The organism is Hymenobacter persicinus (assembly GCF_004167665.1).
Taxonomy (GTDB): Bacteria; Bacteroidota; Bacteroidia; order Cytophagales; family Hymenobacteraceae; genus Hymenobacter; species Hymenobacter persicinus.
Genome location: NZ_SEWE01000005.1, coordinates 125,894 through 144,370, shown reverse-complemented (window position 1 = coordinate 144,370; position 18,477 = coordinate 125,894). Strand labels below are relative to the sequence as shown.

General features: G+C 63.3%; 14 protein-coding genes. 4 read left to right on the top strand and 10 right to left on the bottom strand.

From position 1 onward, the window contains the following. A partial coding sequence (locus EWM57_RS21370; RefSeq protein ID WP_129919880.1) for an Ig-like domain-containing protein occupies window positions 1–1,343 on the bottom strand: 1,343 nt, incomplete at its 3' end. A 1,114-nt stretch (window positions 1,344–2,457) separates the two neighbouring features. Here EWM57_RS21370 and EWM57_RS04185 point away from each other — a divergent pair. From EWM57_RS04185 to EWM57_RS04175, 3 genes are all read left to right on the top strand, one after another. Then, entirely contained in the window at window positions 2,458–3,312 is an 855-nt protein-coding gene (locus EWM57_RS04185; RefSeq protein ID WP_129919879.1) for a DUF5672 family protein, read from the top strand. Between the two features lie 169 nt (window positions 3,313–3,481). Then, complete coding sequence (locus EWM57_RS04180) at window positions 3,482–4,639, top strand: DegT/DnrJ/EryC1/StrS family aminotransferase (RefSeq protein ID WP_129919878.1); 1,158 nt, start codon at window positions 3,482–3,484, stop codon at window positions 4,637–4,639. Window positions 4,640–4,648: 9 nt separating this feature from the next. Continuing rightward, window positions 4,649–5,581, top strand: a complete 933-nt coding sequence (locus EWM57_RS04175; protein WP_129919877.1) for an NAD-dependent epimerase/dehydratase family protein — start codon at window positions 4,649–4,651, stop codon at window positions 5,579–5,581. A 33-nt stretch (window positions 5,582–5,614) separates the two neighbouring features. Here EWM57_RS04175 and EWM57_RS04170 read toward each other — a convergent pair whose 3' ends face one another. From EWM57_RS04170 to EWM57_RS04130, 9 genes are all read right to left on the bottom strand, one after another. After that, window positions 5,615–6,751, bottom strand: coding sequence for a glycosyl hydrolase (locus EWM57_RS04170; RefSeq protein ID WP_129919876.1), 1,137 nt, complete (start codon window positions 6,749–6,751; stop codon window positions 5,615–5,617). A gap of 144 nt (window positions 6,752–6,895) precedes the next feature. After that, the gene (locus EWM57_RS04165; RefSeq protein WP_129919875.1) at window positions 6,896–7,819 is read right to left on the bottom strand and encodes an alpha-1,2-fucosyltransferase; all 924 of its coding nucleotides are present in this window, start codon (window positions 7,817–7,819) and stop codon (window positions 6,896–6,898) included. A gap of 84 nt (window positions 7,820–7,903) precedes the next feature. Further along, window positions 7,904–8,743, bottom strand: a complete 840-nt coding sequence (locus EWM57_RS04160) for a glycosyltransferase family 2 protein (protein ID WP_129919874.1) — start codon at window positions 8,741–8,743, stop codon at window positions 7,904–7,906. A 46-nt stretch (window positions 8,744–8,789) separates the two neighbouring features. Next, window positions 8,790–10,115 carry a glycosyltransferase family 4 protein gene (locus EWM57_RS04155; RefSeq protein WP_129919873.1) on the bottom strand — a complete coding sequence of 442 codons (1,326 nt, stop codon included), beginning with the start codon at window positions 10,113–10,115 and terminating at the stop codon, window positions 8,790–8,792. After that, window positions 10,112–11,155 (bottom strand): glycosyltransferase family 2 protein, encoded by a 1,044-nt coding sequence (locus EWM57_RS04150; RefSeq protein WP_207218265.1) that lies wholly within the window; start codon window positions 11,153–11,155, stop codon window positions 10,112–10,114. Before EWM57_RS04150 ends, EWM57_RS04155 begins: the two co-directional genes overlap by 4 nt. Next, window positions 11,121–12,458, bottom strand: a complete 1,338-nt coding sequence (locus tag EWM57_RS04145) for an O-antigen ligase family protein (RefSeq protein ID WP_129919872.1) — start codon at window positions 12,456–12,458, stop codon at window positions 11,121–11,123. The genes EWM57_RS04150 and EWM57_RS04145 overlap by 35 nt, the downstream gene beginning before the upstream one ends. 47 nt (window positions 12,459–12,505) lie before the next feature. Beyond that, the gene (locus EWM57_RS04140; RefSeq protein WP_129919871.1) at window positions 12,506–14,200 is read right to left on the bottom strand and encodes a lipopolysaccharide biosynthesis protein; all 1,695 of its coding nucleotides are present in this window, start codon (window positions 14,198–14,200) and stop codon (window positions 12,506–12,508) included. Between the two features lie 54 nt (window positions 14,201–14,254). Then, window positions 14,255–16,642, bottom strand: coding sequence for a GumC family protein (locus tag EWM57_RS04135; RefSeq protein WP_129919870.1), 2,388 nt, complete (start codon window positions 16,640–16,642; stop codon window positions 14,255–14,257). 45 nt (window positions 16,643–16,687) lie between these two features. Further along, window positions 16,688–17,509, bottom strand: coding sequence for a polysaccharide biosynthesis/export family protein (locus EWM57_RS04130; protein ID WP_129919869.1), 822 nt, complete (start codon window positions 17,507–17,509; stop codon window positions 16,688–16,690). Between the two features lie 271 nt (window positions 17,510–17,780). On the opposite strand from EWM57_RS04130, the gene EWM57_RS04125 reads away from it, so the two are divergent. After that, on the top strand, window positions 17,781–18,461 hold the full coding sequence (locus EWM57_RS04125) for a response regulator transcription factor (RefSeq protein WP_129919868.1): 681 nt from the start codon (window positions 17,781–17,783) through the stop codon (window positions 18,459–18,461). The last annotated feature ends 16 nt before the right edge of the window (window positions 18,462–18,477 follow it).

The following is an 18,477-nucleotide window of genomic DNA, read 5'->3' as shown; positions in this document are numbered from 1 at the left end:
GCGGTAGGCGTGAAGCTCAGGGCGTAAGGAGCGGAGGTGTCTTCGCCGAGCTTGGTGGCGCCGTTGAAGAACTCTACTTTGGTCACGGTGCCGTCAGCATCTGCTGCCGTAGCCGTCAGGTTCAGGGCCGTACCCACCGTGCCGGACGTAGGAGCCGTCAGCGTCACGGTTGGAGGCGTGTTGGTCGGCGTGGGGTTGCTGCTGCCGCCGGCACCTACCGTGATGCCGTTCTGCTGGAGCTTCTGCTGCCAGATGGTCCACTCATTCTGCTCGGTCTGCAGCGTTACCGGGTTGGGCAGGGCAATGGTGTTGTAGCAAGGACCGCAGGCGCCGGGGCTCAGGTCGAGGCGGCTACCATCCGAGTGCACGAAGCCCACGGTGTTGTTGTCGAAGCTGTTGTTGAAGAACACGTTGCTGGGCTGGCCGTAGCCGTTCCAGAGGCCCAGGCCGGCGTAGTTGGCCTGCAGGCGGCTGCCGTCGGGCAGCAGGCCGCTGGTCACAATGCGGTTGTCGTGAAACTTGTTGTCATGGCCACCGGCAATGTTCATGGCGGCGCAGGTGCTCACCAGCTGGTTGCCGTAGCCGTCCACGTAAGCCGTCACGGCGTTGGCGGCCGCGTCGTCACCGTCGAGGGTGATGCCCGAGCCAGCGTAGGTGCCGCTGGTAGCAGGGTAGGGGTAAGCGCCCTGAATGTAGTTGTCGTGCATCCGGATTGGGCTCGACGAGGTGCCCGAGGAGTTGTAGAGGTTGATGTTGTCCTCCACCGACGAGTTGTTGGGCTCGTTGATTACCTGGTTCCAGGCAATTTCCGAGTTCACCAGGCCGTGGGCGCCGTTCATGCCCAGGAAGTTGGCCAGCGTGCCCCCGCCGTTGCGGTAGCGGCCGTCAATGTTCTTGGCTTGGTTGTAGCGGATGGTCAGCGTCTGCGAAGCCGTGCCGTTGCCGCTCCACATATAGATGAGAATACCGATGGTATGCTCAAAGTAGTTGTGCTCGATGGTCACCGACTTACCGGTGTTCACTTCAATGAAAGAGCCGTGGCGGGTGTTGTCCTGGCTCTGGGTCAGGCCGTAGCCGCGGTTGTTGCGCACGATCAGGCTCGAGCCCCCGGTGCGGGCCTCGATCAGGTCGCCGGCCCCGGCCAGGATGCAGTTCTCGATGATAACCGGCTCGGTGGTCCGGATGGCAATGACGGGCACGTTGGAGTCCGTGCTGCGGTAGTTGCCCGAGTAAGTACCGCCGCGGGTGATAACCAGCGGGCCGGCGTAGGTCACGTTGGGGGCTTGGCCCTGCGCCTGGGCGGGATTCACGCCAAGCAGTTGGAACAGGAAAACAAGCAGCATCGCCGGTAAAGGCAAAAAGCGAGCACCTGAGCGGTTGCTGAGCGCGGTAGAAAAACGGTTTTCAGTGCCTTTTTGCATTCTGTGAGCTTTTGAAAGAAAAAAACTATATATGAATGATTGCTTAAACCGGGGTCAAAGCCAATTTGTTCCAGGTGTGCGAATTAAATTTGTTCTATTATTTCGAAAGTGGGTTGCTGAATGTCAGCCGGGGGCTTCAGGGGCCTGCGTCAGCAGCTATCCGGCGCCAGATAGCTCCGCGAGGGGCTTGAAAACGAGTATTAAAATCCGACCTGACTTTCTAAAAGCCTCTCTTTCGATTGTAGTAGAGGTTTTTGTCCTTCTGCACATCTCATCCCAGTCCGCTGATCCGCCAAAGGGCTCAGCTCAAGTCGGCTTATCATTTGGTCCAATCTAAAACGGCGTTTTCGCGTTCTACCGGGACTTTTTGAAAAACCTGACCATTCGATAACTTGAAAAAGTCATAAAATGGTTGAAGAGGTTCAATGCAAATGTACAAAAGATGTCGAAACTGCAAAGAGCGGGCTAGCATGAAAATAATTGTATTAAAATGATATTGATTTTGAACATGAAGTAGACGTGCCGCCTATCAGGCTGCTGAGGTACTTTTTGGGGGCCGCGGCCCGCCGCGCTACGCCGCGTAGAATGCCAAAATTTTGCTACTAGCTTGTTGCTTAGCACACTAAGGGAGGCAGTCAAACGGTAATCGGAGAAGGGAGTATGCCGGGTAGTAGCGCCAGTTGGAGTCGCGGTGCTAGCACCGGCCGCTGAGCACGCCGCAGACTCGCGCGGTGGCCTCGACGCTGGCTGTCGGTAGGTGCTTCTTTACTCCCAAGCCACCGACTGGCTAATGCCAACTCTTTTTTTATAACTATTAAAATTATTTATGTTACAAAAGTATGTTATATGGCGTTGCTTCCTATCTTGTGGTCGTTTCGTGTGCTTCGTGCAGCGGTGGCGCCATGCACTCAGCTCTGCTTCTTTAGCCGGCTAATACCCTTGCCGGGGTGGCAGCCGCTCGGGGGCGCCCCGCTGCCTGGTCCGATTGGAATTTTGCGTAAGCTCCGCTGCTGCGGGGCATAACCCTAAACAACTCATGAAAAAGCTGGTATCGGTGGTGGTGCCCATCTATAAGCGGATGGAAGACCTGTACGAGTTCGAGCGAATATCCTGGCAGCAGTGCCTGCGCGTGTTCCGGCACTACGATATGCAGCTGGTCTGCCCCGCCGGCTTCGATATCTCCGACTACACCCGGGACCTGGCCCAGCGGGGCATCCACGGGCGCGTGTGCCGGTTCAGCGACTCCTACTTCAAGAGTACCCACACCTATAATAAGCTACTGCAGTCCATCGACTTCTTCCGCACCTTCCGCGACTACGAATACATCCTCATCACCCAACTCGACGTGTTTTTATTTGTCGACAAGCTCCAGGAGTGGTGCCGGGCGGGCTATTCGTACGTGGGGGCGCCGTGGTTTAAGGGGTTCTTGCCCTCTTCGGAGGAAGCTGAGCTCTGGACCGTCGGCAACGGGGGCCTTTCCCTGCGCCGCATCGAGGACTGCCTGCGGGTGCTCACCACCTTTTCCTTTATTCTGCCCTGGGGCGCCACCCTGCAGGAAAGCTTCGCCGAGGGGTGGAAAAAGGGGCTGCGCACCCTGCCGGCCGTGCTGCGCCGCCTGATTCTGGGCAACAACACCCACCACTACTTCAACGGCTACCCCCTGCAGGAAGATATCTTCTGGAGCGTTATCTGCGCGCGGAAATTTCCCTGGTACACCATGCCTTCCCCCCGGGAAGCGCTGAATTTCAGCTTTGAAGTGCTGCCCGACGTGATGTACAAGATGAATAACGAGCAGCTGCCCATGGGCTGCCACGCCTGGGAGAAGTATAATGTCGAATTCTGGCGGCCCTTCGTGGAAAAGGAAGGCTACGCGCTAAACAACTTGCGCTAAATGCTGATAGACAGCGAGTATGCCCGGAATCCGTTGTCTGATTCCCCCGACACGATGCATGATGTTTAAAATATAATTATTAAAATTTTAAATGTCACAAAAATAATGTTACTTGGTGTTGCTATCCTAGTTTCGAGTGGTCTAGTGTTTCACCTCGCTCCCCTTGCATATGCTCGATCAAGCTCCTCTTTCGTCCGTGGCTCCGCCGCTGGCCGCGGCGTCGGCACCCATTGCCATGTTTGCCACCTACGTTCATCCCGAAGCCGCCGACCGGGTTCGGGCCGTACTCGAAAGCACCTTTCTCAGCGAAGGAAAGCTGGTGCGGGAGTTTGAGACCCAGCTCAGCGCCCAGCTGGGCCTGCGGCATCCGGCCGCGCTGAACAGCGGTACCAGCGCCCTGCACCTGGCCCTGGAGGTGGCCGGCGTCGGGCCCGGCGACGAGGTTATCATGGCACCCCAGACCTTTATTGCCTCCGCCCTGGTGGTGGTGCAGGTGGGGGCCCGGCCCGTGTTTGCCGATATTCAGTACGAAACCGGCAACCTCAATCCCGCCGACATCGAGCACCGCATTACGCCCCGCACCAAGGCCATCATGGTGGTGCACTGGGGCGGCTATCCCTGCGACCTGGCCGAAATCCAGGCCATTGCCACCCGCCACAACCTAGTGGTGGTGGAAGATGCGGCCCACGCCCTGGGCGCAACCTACCAGGGGCAGCCCATCGGGTCCATTTCCGACTTCACCTGCTTTTCCTTCCAGGCCATCAAGCACCTGACCACCGGCGACGGCGGCGCCCTCTGCGCCCGGGACCCGCACCAGGCCCGGGAAGTGTTTCGGCGCCGCTGGTTTGGCATCGACCGGGCTCATTCGCCGGTATCTGAAATCGGGGAGCGGGAATACGACCTGACCGACGTGGGCTACAAATACCACCTCAACGATTACGCCGCGGCCCTGGGCCTGGCCAATCTGGAAGGGTTCCAAGCCCGCCTGGCCCACCGCCGCGCCATGGTGCAGCAGTACCGCGCGGGCCTCGGACGGGTAGCGGGCCTGCAGCTGTTTCAGCCCCAGCCCGACCGGGAAAGCGCCCACTGGCTGTTCGGCTTTCACGTCGAGAACCGGCTGGCGTTTATCCGGGCCCTGCGGGCGAAGGGCGTCACGGCCTCGGTGGTGCACGACGGTATCGACCACAACACGCTCTTTGGTGGCAAGCGCCCCGAGCTGGTCAACCAGCGGCAATTTGACGCCACCCAGATCCACATTCCCCTGCATGACCACCTCAGCGCGGAGCAGGCCGAGTACATCATCGACGTTATCCACCAAGGCTGGTAAGCTAAGACTATGAAAGTTGTTCTCTTCGGTGCCACCGGGTTTGCCGGTCGTAATGTGGCCCACGTTCTGCGCCAGCACGGCGTCACGCCCGTGGAGTCGTCGCTGAACTTGGGGCTGGACCTGCGGGATACGGCCGCCACGACGGCCTTTCTGCGCCAGCATAATCCCGACTTTATCATCAACTGCGCCGCCCACGTGGGCAGTTTGAACTACGTGACGGAAAAAGCGGCCACCGTCGTGGTCGACAACACCCGCATGATTCTGGGCATGTACGAGGCCGTGGTGCAGGCCTGCCCCCAGGCTATCGTCGTGAACCCCATTGCCAACTGCGCCTACCCCGGCACGGCCAACATCTTCTGCGAGGACGGCTGGCTCAAAGGCGACCCCCACCGGTCCGTGTTCAGCTACGGCACCACCCGGCGCCTGCTCTGGGCCACGGCCGAGTGCTTTCAGATGCAGTACGGCCTGCGCAGCATTCACCTGCTCACGCCCAACATGTACGGCCCCTACGATTCCACCGACCCCAACAAGGCCCACGCCCTGAACGCGCTGATTTCCAAGTTTGTGAAGGCCGAGAAAAGCCGGCAGCCCGAGTTACCGGTCTGGGGCACGGGGGCGGCCATCCGCGAATGGCTCTACGCCCCCGACTTTGGCCGCCTGATTTGGGAAGTGCTGCAGAATCCCGACCGGGAAGGGTGGAACGAGCCCCTGAACCTGGCCCAGAACGACGGGCTGACGGTCAAGGAGCTGGTGAAAATCATCCAGAGCAAGTTCGACTACCGGGGCCAGGTAGTCTGGGATTCAAGCAAGCCCGACGGCGCCCCTAGAAAGGTAATGGACGACACCCGTTTCCGGCAGGTGCTGCCCGAGTTCAAGTTTACCGACTTCTCGGAGGGCATCGTGGAGACGGTGCACTACTACCAGTCGGTGTACCCGTATTAGCGGGCTGCCCCCAACCCCTTTGCGCTTTCGAAACTACGGCCGGGCGGGCTTTTGCTGCGCCACGGCCGTAGCGTGCTTCATAGGACCCACCTGCCGGCGGTTTTGCCGGAGCTTCTGCTGCCAGAGCTGCCACTCGTGCTGCTCGGTTTGCAGCGTAATGGGGTTAGGTAGGTGAGTGGTGCCGGTGCAGGGCGAGCAGGCGCCGGGGCTCAAGTCCTGGCGGTCGGGGAAGGGCGCGTGGCCACCCCAGTGCACGAAGCCGATGATATTGCCCGTCACTGAGTTGGCACTAAAGACGGCAGCTGGCTTCTTGTACTCATTCCAGAGGCCAATGGCGGCGTAGTTGGCTACGAGTCGTCGGCCGTCGGGCAGCAGGCCGCTCGTGACGATGCGGTTGCGGGTAAACGAGTTGTGGTGGCCGGCGGCAATATTCAGCGCGGCGCAGGTACTTACCAATTGGTTGTCGGAGCCGCGCACGTAAGCCGTGGCGCGGATGGCCGAGCCGGCGTCCCCGTCGAGGGTGATGCCCGAACCGGCGTAGGTAGGGCTGGTGGCGGGGTAGGGGTAGGCGCCCTGGATGTAGTTGTCGTGGATGCGGGTGGGGCTGGCAGCGGTGCCGCCCGAATTATAGAAGCTGATGTTGTCCTCGACCAAAGAGCTGTCGGGCGCGTTGATGATCTGATTCCAGGCAATTTCGATATTGCCCAGGCTGGCCACGCCATTGAGCCCCAGGAAGTTGGCCAGTGTGCCCCCGCCGTGCCGGTAGCGCCCGTCGATGTTCCGCACCTCGTTGTAGCGCACCGTCAGCGTCTGGGCGGCCGAACCGTCGCCGCCCCACAGGTACACGTTGATGCCGGTGGTGTGCTCGAAGTAGTTGTGCTCAACGGTCACCGACTTGCCGGAGTTTACCTCCAGAAAGCGGCCGTACGGCTTCTCATCCTGGCTGGGCCGCTGGCCGTAGCCCCGGCAGTTCACAATCGTGAGCTGGGCGCCGCCATCCGTGGCCTGAATCAGATTGCCGGCTCCGGCCAGCTCGCAGTTGCGCAGCGTCACCGGCTCGCGGGTGGCAATCCGGACGCAGGGCACATCCGAGTCGAGGCTGCGGTAGGTGCCGGTGTAGGTGCCGCCCTGTCGAATGACGATGGGGGCCGTGGAGTGCAACGGGGGCATTTGCGAAGGCCCCAGCAGTAAACTCAGGCCCGCCAGCCACAGCCAGCCGGAAGAGGCCCGGGCGTGCGGACGGGCCGGCGGGGGAGCCGCCGGCCGGGGGCGGATTGGCAGTGGGTGCGGGTGCATGGCGGTAGCCCGAGCGGGTCAGACCTGGGCCACGGCGGCCCGGTTGGGTTCCCACTGCTTGGTGGGCTGGTCTTCGAACACCATGAACTCGGCCAGAGACCGGAGCGGCTGGTCGGGGCGGTGCAGGTGGCAGAGCGGCACGCGGCCGTAGAACGACGCCCACATCGAGTAGGTGCTCAGGGGCCCGATGATGTAGTCGCAGCCAGCCATGGCGTAGAGGTCTTCGAGCGGGTGGTCGGTGGAGCGGCCGGTGTCAAACTCGGCGTAGGCCGTCGGCGAAATGGCCTCGTTGGAAAACAGCACGAACCGCACCCGGGTCGAGGGCGCAAACAGGGCCTGCATCTGGCGCATGGCCCGCACGTAGGTGGCGTCGTCGTAGAGGTAGGCCCCGCCGTACCAGCCGGCGTAGTCGCCGCGGCGGATGTGCACGGCCACCAGCACGTCGGCAGCCCGGCGGTTATCGGCCAGCACCCGCTCAATGGCCTGCTGGTGCACGGCAACGGGGCGGAAAATGCGGCGGATAAGGTCGCCGTGCTGGGCAAAGTGCGCTTTGTCGCGCAGCTGCCAGCCGTGAATCAGCAGTTGCTCGGAGTGCGCGGCGCGCACAAAATCCGGGTCGTTGAGGTTGACTTCCTCGGCTCCGTGGTCGGTGAGGATGCGCACGCCCAGCAGGCGTTGCACCCAGGGCAGGCGCTTGAGCACGTGGCTGCCGTAGCGCAGGCGCAGGGTGTGAAAAAACAGCCGGTGCAACGGGCTGGGCGCCTGCAAACTTACCGGCAGGCCTTCGTAGTCGTGGCGGGAAGTACCCTCGAAAAAAGGGGCGTAGCGCTCAAACGACGGAATGGCCAACGGGTAGCGGTTTTCGGCCACGTTGGCCAAAAAGTGCGAGGTCAGGAGCAGGTGGTTGCCGAAACCGTCGAAGTCCTGGGTAAGAGTAACCATGCGGGGAAAGCCTCCGCTATGCCCGGGCGGGCATCCAGAAAGAAGGCAGCTGGAAGTGAGAAGAAAGGAGCGGGGACGCCGGGGCTAGTGCAGAAAGTAGCCCACCAGCCGGCGGGTGTAGCCGTTGAGCAGGTAATAGGGCAGGTAGCGCGGCGGACAGTTTTTGAGCGAGAAGTGGGTGAAGTTGCGCAGGTTGCCCCCGCCCCGAATTCCGAACAGGTGCTGGTAGTAGCCGCGCAGGCTGCGGTGGCGGCGGGTTTGCTCTTGCCCGCTCTCGTCGGGGTAGGTGCGCAGGCGGGCGTCGTAGTTGCAGTACACCGGAAAGCCGTGGATCCGGGCCACGCTGGTGTAGTCGAAGTCGGCCAGGTAGTGGGGCAGGCGCTTTTCGTCGAACAGGCCGATGGCTTCAATGACTTCGAGCGGAATCAGCAGGCCCCGGCCCGGCAGGTAGGTGACCGGGTGCAGGCCGTGGCGCTGACTTTCGGGTAGCTCCTTGAGCAAATCGTGGCGGGTGTTGGTGCCCCAGTTCAGCCGTTCGCCGCCGTACACGGGCTGGTCGTCGGCCACGTTCAGCTCCAGCGCGCCCAGCACGGCCCGCGGGTGCTGCTCGGCCCAGAACAGCATCCGGTCGACAAAGTCGGGCAGCACCAGCAGGTCGTTGTTGAGGGTCATGATGCGGGTGGCCCCCAGGGCCAGGGCTCGCCGGATGCCCAGGTTCACGCCGGCCGTCCAGAACAAGTTGCCGTCCCCGGTCACGACTTCCACCTCCGCAAATTCGGTGGCCAGCATCCGGTCGGTGCCGTCGGTGGAGCCGTCGTCGACGACCACAACGCGGAAATCCTGGCAGGTTTGCTGCCGCAACGAAAGCAGGCATTCCCGGGTGTACTTAAGGCGGTTGAAAACGGGGATGACGATATACAGCATGGGGAATCTGCTCGTAAAAAGTTGGCTAAATCATTCCGGGGAAAAGCTACCGGGCCAATACCGGCTCGGCCGGCGCGCTGGGCTGGGGCTGGCGTACCGGGGCAGACTGACCGGCGCGGCCGGGGTCGGCGGCCGCGGTGGTGTCCAGTCCCAGTTCCCCGAGCATGGTCAGCAGGCGGTCCATGCGGTTGGGCCAGGTCTGGCGCATGGCGAAGTCGTAGCCGGCACGCCCCATGGCCAGCCGCTCGGCCGGGTGGTCATACACGTATTCCACGGCCCGGGCCATGGCGGCAGTGGCCACCTCGGGCTGGTCGACGGGCACCTTGATGGCGGCGGCGTTGGGAATAAAGGTGCGGGCGCCCTGGTGGTTGAGCGTGATGATGGGCAGGCCCGTGGCCATGGCTTCCATAAACTGGGAGGCGAAGGAGTCGCGCAGGGAGCCGAACAGAAACACGTCGTGGCTGAGCATGGCCGCGTGTACTTCGGTCCAGGGCACGCTGCCGCGCCAGGTGACGCGGTCCTGCAGGCCGTACTGCTCAATCCAGCCGGGCACCAAGTGGCGCATGGGCCCGTCGCCGAGCACGGTGAGGTGAAACGGCACGCGCTGATCCACCTGGGAAAGGGCGTCGAGCACCAGGGGGAGGGCTTTGTTGGGAAACAGCCGGCCTACCCACAGCAGCCGCAGCACGGGTTGGGCGGTACGTTCGGGAAACTGCGCCGCCTGAAACGCCTCGGGCAGGCCCGTGTCCAGAAACAGCTCCACGCGCTGGGCGCCCAGCCGCCGGGCCAGGTCCGCCGACTCATCATTGGATGCCAGCACTAGTGTGGCGCGGCGCAGGTTCTGGTGCAGGTTCACGTCGAACGTGGTGAGCACCCAGGTGAAGGCCGAGCGTAGGGTTTCGGTGCGAAACCAGTCGGGCAGGTAGCGGCGGAAGGCAATGGGGGCTTTCTGGGCGCCGCCCACCGGTCCGTACACCAGCGGCTTGCCCAGGCGCCACATCCAGGACCCCATCTTCAGGCTGCTGTAGGTGGCGTGGTGGACCAAGTCGAAGTCCACGGCCTGATCCAGTTGCCGGGCCAGGCGCCAGGCCTTGTACTGCCACACCATGTAGTGCAGGTACACGCCAAACTGCCAGCGGTAGAGAAACTGTACCCAGGCCGGGGCCTCCATGTAGGTGAAGTGCACGCGCCCCGCGGCGGGCTCGTCGGCGTGCCGGGCCAGGAAGGGCGGAATGCCGGTTTCTCCGTAGGGCGTGGTCAGGCACCAGACCTCGTGGCCGCGCTTGGCCATTTCCCAGGTCCAGTGAAAACCGTTGCCGCACTCGCCGCCCTGGGCGGGGTTGCAGGCGTAAGCGGATACCAAGACTTTCATGTCGTGACGGGGTTAGCCAGGGGAAAATGCGGGACGGTGCCCGTGGTACGCGGAGCCGCCGACTCGGCCGCAGCTGGCGCGGCGGGCAGCAGGCGGCCCAGCAGGCGCCGGGCCTTCGACACGGCCCGCTCGGTGAGGTGCTCCCGGAAGTGACGCTGGTCGCGGGCCCAGTCGCGGAGTACGGTGGGCGGGTGCTGGAGCGGAAACAGCAGCTCCCCGGTAGCCAGCCCCGAGAGCCGGTCGGCGGCGTCGAAGGTGTGGGTGGCGTCGTCGCCGAAGCCGATGTTGGACACCAGGTTCACGGCCGGCACAATGGTGAGGCCCGAGTGGGCGGCCACGGTGAAATGCCACTGGTAGTCCCAGATGTGGGGCGGCTGGGGCCCGCGCAGCACGGCCTCGAACTTGCGCAGCCAGTACTGCCGCTCCACCACCGACGGATACATGGCCCGGAGCAGACCGCGCTGCTGCAGGGCGGGCAAAAGGCGAAACTGAAAGTCGAAGTGCTGCCAGGCCCGGCGCCAGGTGGCCCAGCCCCAGCTATTCACGCGCCCCGAGAAATAGTAGGAGTCGGCCGCGGGCGTCAGGGGCTGGGCGGCTTCCCGGGCCAGGTTGTTGCCGCCAATGTGCATCACCCGGGTGTCGTGGCGGTAGCGGGCCAGCAGCTCCCGGCAAAACGGGAAGAACCCCGGCGTGGGCACGCAGTCGTCTTCAAGGATGATGCCCTCGGGCTCCAACTCAAAAAACCACTGAATAGCCGCCGCTGGCCCGCGGCCGCAGCCCAGGTTTTCGTCGCGAAACAGCGTCTGCACCCGGCAGGGCCAGTCGATGCCGGCCGTCAGCACGGCGCGGGTTTCGGCGCAGCGGGCGGCTTCTCCGGGGCGGTTGGGCCGGGGACCGTCGGCGGCTACGTAGAGGCGGCCGGGCCGGGCCTGCCGGATGGCTTCGAGCACCCGCTGGGTCGACTGCGGGCGGTTGAACACGATGAGCAGTACGGGGGTGTCGGCCTCAGGCGCGGGGGGCGGTAGAAACGGAGTGGACATTGCTGGGAACCGGAAAAGGCTGGAAAGGAGACGGAACCAGGTCGAGGGACGGGGGTGGGGCGGGCACCCGCACGGCCTGCCAGGCGGGGGCGGCTGCCGCGGCCAACGACAGGCCCCAGAGGCCGAACATGTACAGGGGCCAGTCGTAGGAAATGCTGTACACCAAAGAGCTCAGGCAGTAGATGATGAGTGTGGCAGTGGTGGGCGGCAGCGGCACGCGGTGGCGCAGGCGCCGGATGAGCAGCACCAGCGGCACGAGCAGGGTGAGCAGCAGCCCCAGAAGGCCGAAGTAGAAAATGCGGTCCACGTAGAAGGAGTGGAAGTGGTGGCCCGTGCCGTCTTCCCACACCTGCTCATTCTCGCCGCCGTCGGAAGCCAGGGTGTAGAACTGCACCGGCAGCTCGAAACCGTCGAGGCGCATGCCGGCCACGGGATACTCCAGCATGAAGGGCTCATAGGCCTCAAACTGCTGCAGGCGCCAGCTCCCCGTGCCCTGCTTGTCGGGGTGCATGATGTCCTGGACGCTGCGCTCGAGCTTCCGACTGATTTTAGGGTCGCTGAGCACCACCAAACCGCCCGAAATCAGGCCAATCAGCGGCAGCAAGGCCATGGGCAGCAGACGGGTGGGGGTCAGGCGGGCACCCTCCACCCGGCCGAAGACGAGCAGCACGATGTTGAGCACCAGCGCGGCGCCCATCGACACCCACACCGAGCGATGCTGCAGAAAGACGATAAGCAGGGCCCCGGCAAAAAACAACACCAGCCGCAGCAGTCCGCCCCGGGTCAGGTACTGGTTGAGGTAATACAGCGTGGGCAGCAGCAGCAGCATGGCCTCGGTGGAGCCAAAGCCCCGGTCGTTGTCGAGAAAGGCCGAAACGCTCAGCGCGTCGGGATGGTAGATGACCAGGCTGGCCAGGAGTCCGAAAAACACGAGGGCCATCAGCTGATCGAAGGGCGGCAGCCCGAAGCGGCGGTGGAAGGCGTACACGCCGAAAATGTGGAGCAGCACCAGCAGCTTGCCGAACACGTGGGGGTACACAAACCACGACTGCCAGCCGGCGTACGACTCCAGGCTCAGCGCGCCGATAACGGCCAGCGTCAGCCAGAGCCAGCGCTTCATGAGGCGCTCCATGTAGCGGTAGTAGAGCACGATGCAGGTCAGGGCCACGCCCAGCAGCAGCATTCCAAACTTGGCCAGCACCGGCGAGCCTTCGTCGGTGAACACAAACTCGTTGAAGGCGCGGTCCTTGAAAATAACCCCCAGCACGGGCAGCAGATACAGGAAGCGCAGGCTGATTTTCATGACTGGCGACTCGTTATAAGGAATAGGAAAAGAACTCGGGCTGGCAGCTACACCAGTTCCGTGGTGGCCGCAAATGCCGGGGCCGGGTTGGGTTTCGTCGGAGCAGAATCCGCTGGGGCAGCTTCCGTGAGGCCAGGCTCCAGCGGCAGGGCGTCGGGGCCCTGCAGGGTGGCGGCCACCACGGCCGCGGCCGGCGTTTCCCCGGCGAGCCGGTCGAGGCGGGCACTGGCCAAGCGTAGTAAGCGGGTGGCGAAGGAGTCGGGCTCGGGGCCGGGCTCGCCCACCAGGCGGTAGAGCAGGCGGCGCATGATGTCGCGCAGCTCGGCCGGCGGGGCCAGCAGTACCAGGCTGCCCAGCACCACGCCCCCGGTCCCGATTTCGAGCACCAGCAGCGGCAGCTCCGGCAGGGCCAGCGGCAGCAGCCCGTAGCGCACCGCCCCAATGCCGACGGCCGTCAGCAGCGCCGTCAGCAGCCCCGGCCCGAAGGCCCGCAGCAACGACAGCACCGGGGCGGCCAGCACCTGCCGCATCAGGGCCGTGTACAGCGCCATGCGCACGGCTTCCCCGGCCACCAGGGCCCAGGCCACGCCCAGCAGGCCGTAGCGGCTGCCCACCCACATCAGGCCGGCCAGTGCCGTCACAAATACCAGGTTGAGCCGCAGCTTCCAGGCCAGGGCGGCCGTAGCGTCGCAGACGACGGCGGCAAACATGGTCACCGAGCTCAGAATGTAGCTCACGCAGATGATGCGCAGCACCGGCACGGCCTCGACCCATTTGGGCCCCAGCATCACCAGCACAATTTCGGGCGCCGCCACCATCACGCCCACGCACACCGGCGTCACGAGCATGGCAATCAGGGTGATGCTGCTCAGGTACACTTCCCGCAGGCGGGCGCGGTCGGCCTGCATCTGACTAAAGGACGGAAACATCACCTTGGCCACGTTGCTCGAGAGCAGGTACACGGGCAACGCAATCAGCATGGTGCCGCGGGTGTAGATGCCCAGGGCGGCCGGCCCCAGCAGCCGCCCGATCAGCAGCGTGTCGAGCGACATGGTGATAAACTCCACGAAGCTGATAACCGACATGCGGCTGCCGTAGGCCAGCAGGGGGCGGTAAGCTTCCCAGCTGAAGAGCAGGCGCACCGAGTGGCGCACCGAGGCGTAGGAAAGCACCGTTATCAGCAAGCCCTGGCCTAGGGAGGCGCCCACCAGAGCCCAGACCCCGAAGCCCTGCCAAGCCAGTAGCATCCCCAGGCCGAGGTAGCTGAGCAAAAACGACCCCATCTCCATCAGGGCCAGGGCCCGAAACCGCATGGCCCGGTGCAGCAGGCTCATGGCCGTGCCGTTGAGCCCACTCAGGAAAATGCCCAGCGCCAGGGCCCGCACCACCGGAACAACCTCGGGCTGGTGCACGATGCTGGCGGCTAGGGGCGCCCCCAGAATCAGCAGGCCCCCGAAAAAGGCGCCCAGCACAATAGACGAGGTGAAGGCCACGCGCACGTCCTGCTCGGTCAGATCGGGCTTCTGAATAATGGCCCGCTCCATGCCCATCTTGGCGAAATAAACGCCGAAGCGCAGAATAACACCCGCCAGGGCCACCAGGCCGAAGGCGGCCGGGCTGAGCAGCCGCGCCATCACGGCCGTGTAGCCGATCTGGAGCAATGAGTTGACAATTGTGGAGACCATCGTCCATTTCACCCCGTTGACGGTGGCGACGGTCAGGTTTTTGGGTTCGCTAGCCATAGAGGAAACTGGATTCAGGCAAAGAAGTAGGGCTGCCGCAAGCCCGGGCGGCGGCTAGTAACCGTAGGCGTAGGCCTTTTCCTTGTAGCGGTACTCGTAAGTCTTGGTAAAGTGCATGTCGTTGATAATCATGTAGATTTGCTTGACTTTCTGCTCCTGGTGCAGCTCGTTGATGTGGCTGACCAGCCCTTTGTCGGTGTAGTTCTGGCGCACCACGTAGATGTTGGCTTCCAGGTGGCGCAGCAGCACGAAAAACTCGGCCACGTAGCCCACCGGGGGCGTGTCGACCAGCACGTAGTCGTACTGGGCCCGAATCAGGGTGAGCAGGTTTTCCATGCGCTCCGACTCCAGCAGCTCGGTGGGGTTGGCCGGGATCGGGCCGCAGCAGAGCACGCTCAGGTGGGGCACGCCGCTCTCGTGCAGGCACTCGTCGAGGGTGCTCAGGCCGGTGAGGTAAGTGCTCAGGCCGTGTTCGGCTTTCTCATCGAGGCCGAAGTAGCTGGCAATAGTGGGGCGGCGCAGGTCGCACTCCATCAGCAGCACCCGGCGCCCGCTCTGGGCAATTTCGGCCGCCAGGTTCACCGCGCAGAAGGTCTTACCCTCGCCCGGCACCGACGACGTGACGCCGATAATTTTCTTGTCGAGGCCGGCCGAGAGGTACTGCAGGTTCACCCGAATCGAGCGGAACGACTCCGCAATAGGCCCTTTGGGATTGTGCAGCATGTGTTCTTTGTCGGCGCGGCTGCCGTGGGCCACCACGCCCAGCAGCGGAATGCCGGTGATGCGGGCCAGGTCCTCCTTGCTTTGAATCCGCCGGTTCGACTTGTCCAGAATCAGGGCCAGCCCCAGCGGGAAACCCAGCCCGGCCAGCAGCGCAATCAGCATCACCAGCACCGGCTTGGGCGCCGAGGGCGTGCCGCTGCTCATCTTGGCCTTGTCGACCACCTTTTTGTCGGTGGCGTTGGTGGCCAGGGCAATGGCGGCCTCCGAGCGTTTCTCCACCAGGAAGTTGTAGTTCTTGTCGTTGAAGTCACTCTTATTCTTGAGCGAGGCCAGCTGCCGCTCGTTTTCGGGCATGGCGTTGATGGTGCCGCGCACCCGGCTCAGCTGCTGGTCCAGGTCGCGCAGGGTGATGTCGGTGGCCCGGGTCATGTTGGCCAGGGTTTGCATCAGCGCCTGCTTGGCGGTCCGGATTCGCTCGTCGAGCACGGCTACCAGGGGGTTGTTGCTGCTGGCATTCACGCCCAGGGCCGCCCGCTGGCTGTTCAGGTCGGTGAGCTGCAGAATCAGGTTGTTAATCACCGGATCCTCGATGCCCACGCTGCTGGGCGACACCACTTGCGCCGCTTCCTGGTTGGCGCGCAGGTAAGAGAGCATGTTCTGGTAATACTTGCGGTTGGTGGCCGCCCGGGCCCGCATCATGCCCAGGTCGCTGAGCTGGCGGATGCCCTCGTTGGACTGGGCGCCCACATCGACCACGCCCCGGGCCGAGCGGAAGGAGCTCAGCGCCGCCGCCGAGTGGCGCAGCGAGTCGGAGAGCTTGCCGATTTCCTTGTCCAGAAACTCCACCGTCTTGTAGCCGGTGATGTTCTTCTCGCGCAGGTCGTCCTCGATGTAGACGGCCATGAGCGTATCCAGAAACTGGGTGGCTTTGGCGGGCACCACGTCTTTGAGGGTGAGCTCCACAATGCGCGACTCGTGCTCCAGTGGTTTCACGGCCAGGTTGCCCTGATAGGTGCCGGTCAGCCCGTTCAAATCATTAAAGGTGAAGTAGTACCGCTCGTCGGAAGAGGCCGGGTAGCCGGGCTCGGGCTTGATGACGGCCGTGAGCAGGGGGGAGCGGAGCGTGTCGCCGGCGGCCACGATCTGGTCCAGGTTCACGTCGAAGGCTTCGCGCACCAGCTCGCCGGTGGGCAGGTGGTAGAGTGGCCCGCGCTTGGCCTTGGCCTGCACCCGAAACTTGCCGCCGGGCAGGGGCTGCACCGCAATGCGCACGCCGGTGAGCTGGGGCACCTGCAGGGCTGGAATGACCTGAAAGGGCATGGAGCCGATGGGCCGCTCCCGCACCTGCAGGTCCTTGATAGAGTTCAGCCAGGAGTTAGGCACGGCGTAATACGACACGGTGAAGGGCAGGCGGGTCAGGGCCCGGCGCACCACGTCGGTGGAGCTGAGCATGCCGATTTCGTCCTCCATCTTCATGCCCTTGTCCTTGACTTCCAGAATCTGGAGCAGCTCCTGGGCCTGCTTCGAGCCCGAGCTCTGGTTGCCCAGCAGCATCGAGGCCCGGAAGTCGTACACCGGCGCCTTCACCTGCAGGTACAGAAAGGCCAGCACACCGGCCAGCACCAACGACCCCACAAACAGTGGCCAGCGGTTGCGGAGCTTGAAAATCAGCTCGTGCAGGTCAAGCTCGTCGGCGGGGGAAGTAGGGCGTTGTTCCATGGCTAAGGTGGCGTTGAGAGGGTAGAAGGGCGAATAAGAATCCGGCTAGAAGACTTTTAGATAGTTGAGCAGCAGCACCAGGGCCGAAATGCCCCCGAACACAATGCCCAGGTTGTTGGCGTTGCCGCGGTTGGCCCGGGCCGCAATGGGCTCCACGTACAGCGCGTCGTTGGGCAGCAGGTAGTAGTATTTGGAGCGCAGCAGGTTCGGGTCGGTCAGGTTGAGCAGCACCACTTCCGAGCCGGTGGCCGTCTGCCGCACCAGCTTCACGTTCTGGCGGTTGCCGAACTCGGTCAGGTCGCCAGCCAGGCCCAGGCCTTCGAGCAGGGTGGCCTGGGCGTTGTAGATGTAGTAGCGGCCGGGGTTGCGCACCTCGCCGAGCACCGTAATCTTGAAGCTCAGCAGCTTGACCAGCACGTTGGCGTCGCGCACAAACTTGCTGACCTGCTGCTGAATCAGGGTTTGAGCCTCGTCCATGGTCAGCCCGCTGACTTTGACTTTGCCCACCGTAGGCAGGTTGATGTTGCCCCCGGCATCGACGGAGTAGCCGGTCAGAAACAGGTTGCTCGGGTCGCCGCCGGCCGCCACGGTGCGGGTGTCGGTGATGTTGAACATATCGTTGAGCACGGTTTGCACGCTCTGCACCCGGATGCTGAGCACGTCGCTGGGCTGGATGTGGTAAAGCAGGGGCTCGTTGGGTACGGTCACCGCCGTCTGCGTCGAGTAGTCGGTGCCCTGCAGGTAGGGCAGGGTCCGCTGGGTGACGCAGCCGCTGAGCCAGCCGGCCGTCAGCAGCAGAAGGAAAAGCAGGGAAACACGGTGGGGGAGGCGCATGGATGAAAGGGCGTTGGCAGGGAGAAGCACCATCTGGAGCAGACAGCCTGAAAGCAGGGGAAAGCAGAAGGTGAAAGCGGAACAACAGGAAACATCCTGTAATAGAATATTTTCCTAAACGTATTGGATATGATTGGTAAAGTCAAGCTAATTTTAAATTATTCTTTTAATTTATTGTACTACATAATGATGTTATGGACAGGCTAAACCGGGCCTCGATCAGCCTGACGGGCTTTTATTCCGGGATGCCGCCGGAACTCTCTAACTTCGTCGGCCTTTCCCACCCCCATCCAAGCGTGTATCCATGAAAATTCTGCTGGTTGAAGATGAGCCCAAGGTGGCGTCGTTTCTGCACAAGGGGCTCACCGAACAGTCCCACAGCGTTGATACCGCCGCCGACGGCCTGACCGGGATGCGCCTGGCGCTGGGCAACAGCTACGACCTGATTATTCTCGACAACCTGCTGCCCGGGCTGAGCGGGCTCGAGGTGTGCCGGCAGGTGCGCGCCCAAAACAGCAAGGTGCCCATTCTGATGCTCACGGCCCTGGGCGAAACCGACGACAAAATCCGCGGCCTCGACGCCGGCGCCGACGACTACCTGGTCAAGCCCTTCGCCTTCCAGGAGCTGCTGGCCCGCATTCGGGCGTTGTCGCGCCGCCGCCACGAGAGCCCCTCCACCGAAGCCGTGCTCCAGCTCGCCGACCTCACGCTGGACCCCTCGCGCAAGCTGGTGCAGCGGGCCGGGCAGCCCATTCAGCTCACGGCCCGCGAGTTTGCCCTGCTCGAATACCTGCTCCGCAACCAGGGCCGGGTGGTGTCGCGGGTGGACATTCTGGAGCACGTCTGGGAGACCAGCTTCGACACGGGCTCCAACGTCATCGACGTGTACATCAACTTCCTGCGCAAGAAAATCGACAAGGACTTCACCCCGCGCCTGATTCATACCCTGGTCGGTATGGGCTACGTGATGCGCGAAGAAGCGTAACACCGCTGCTGCCCCG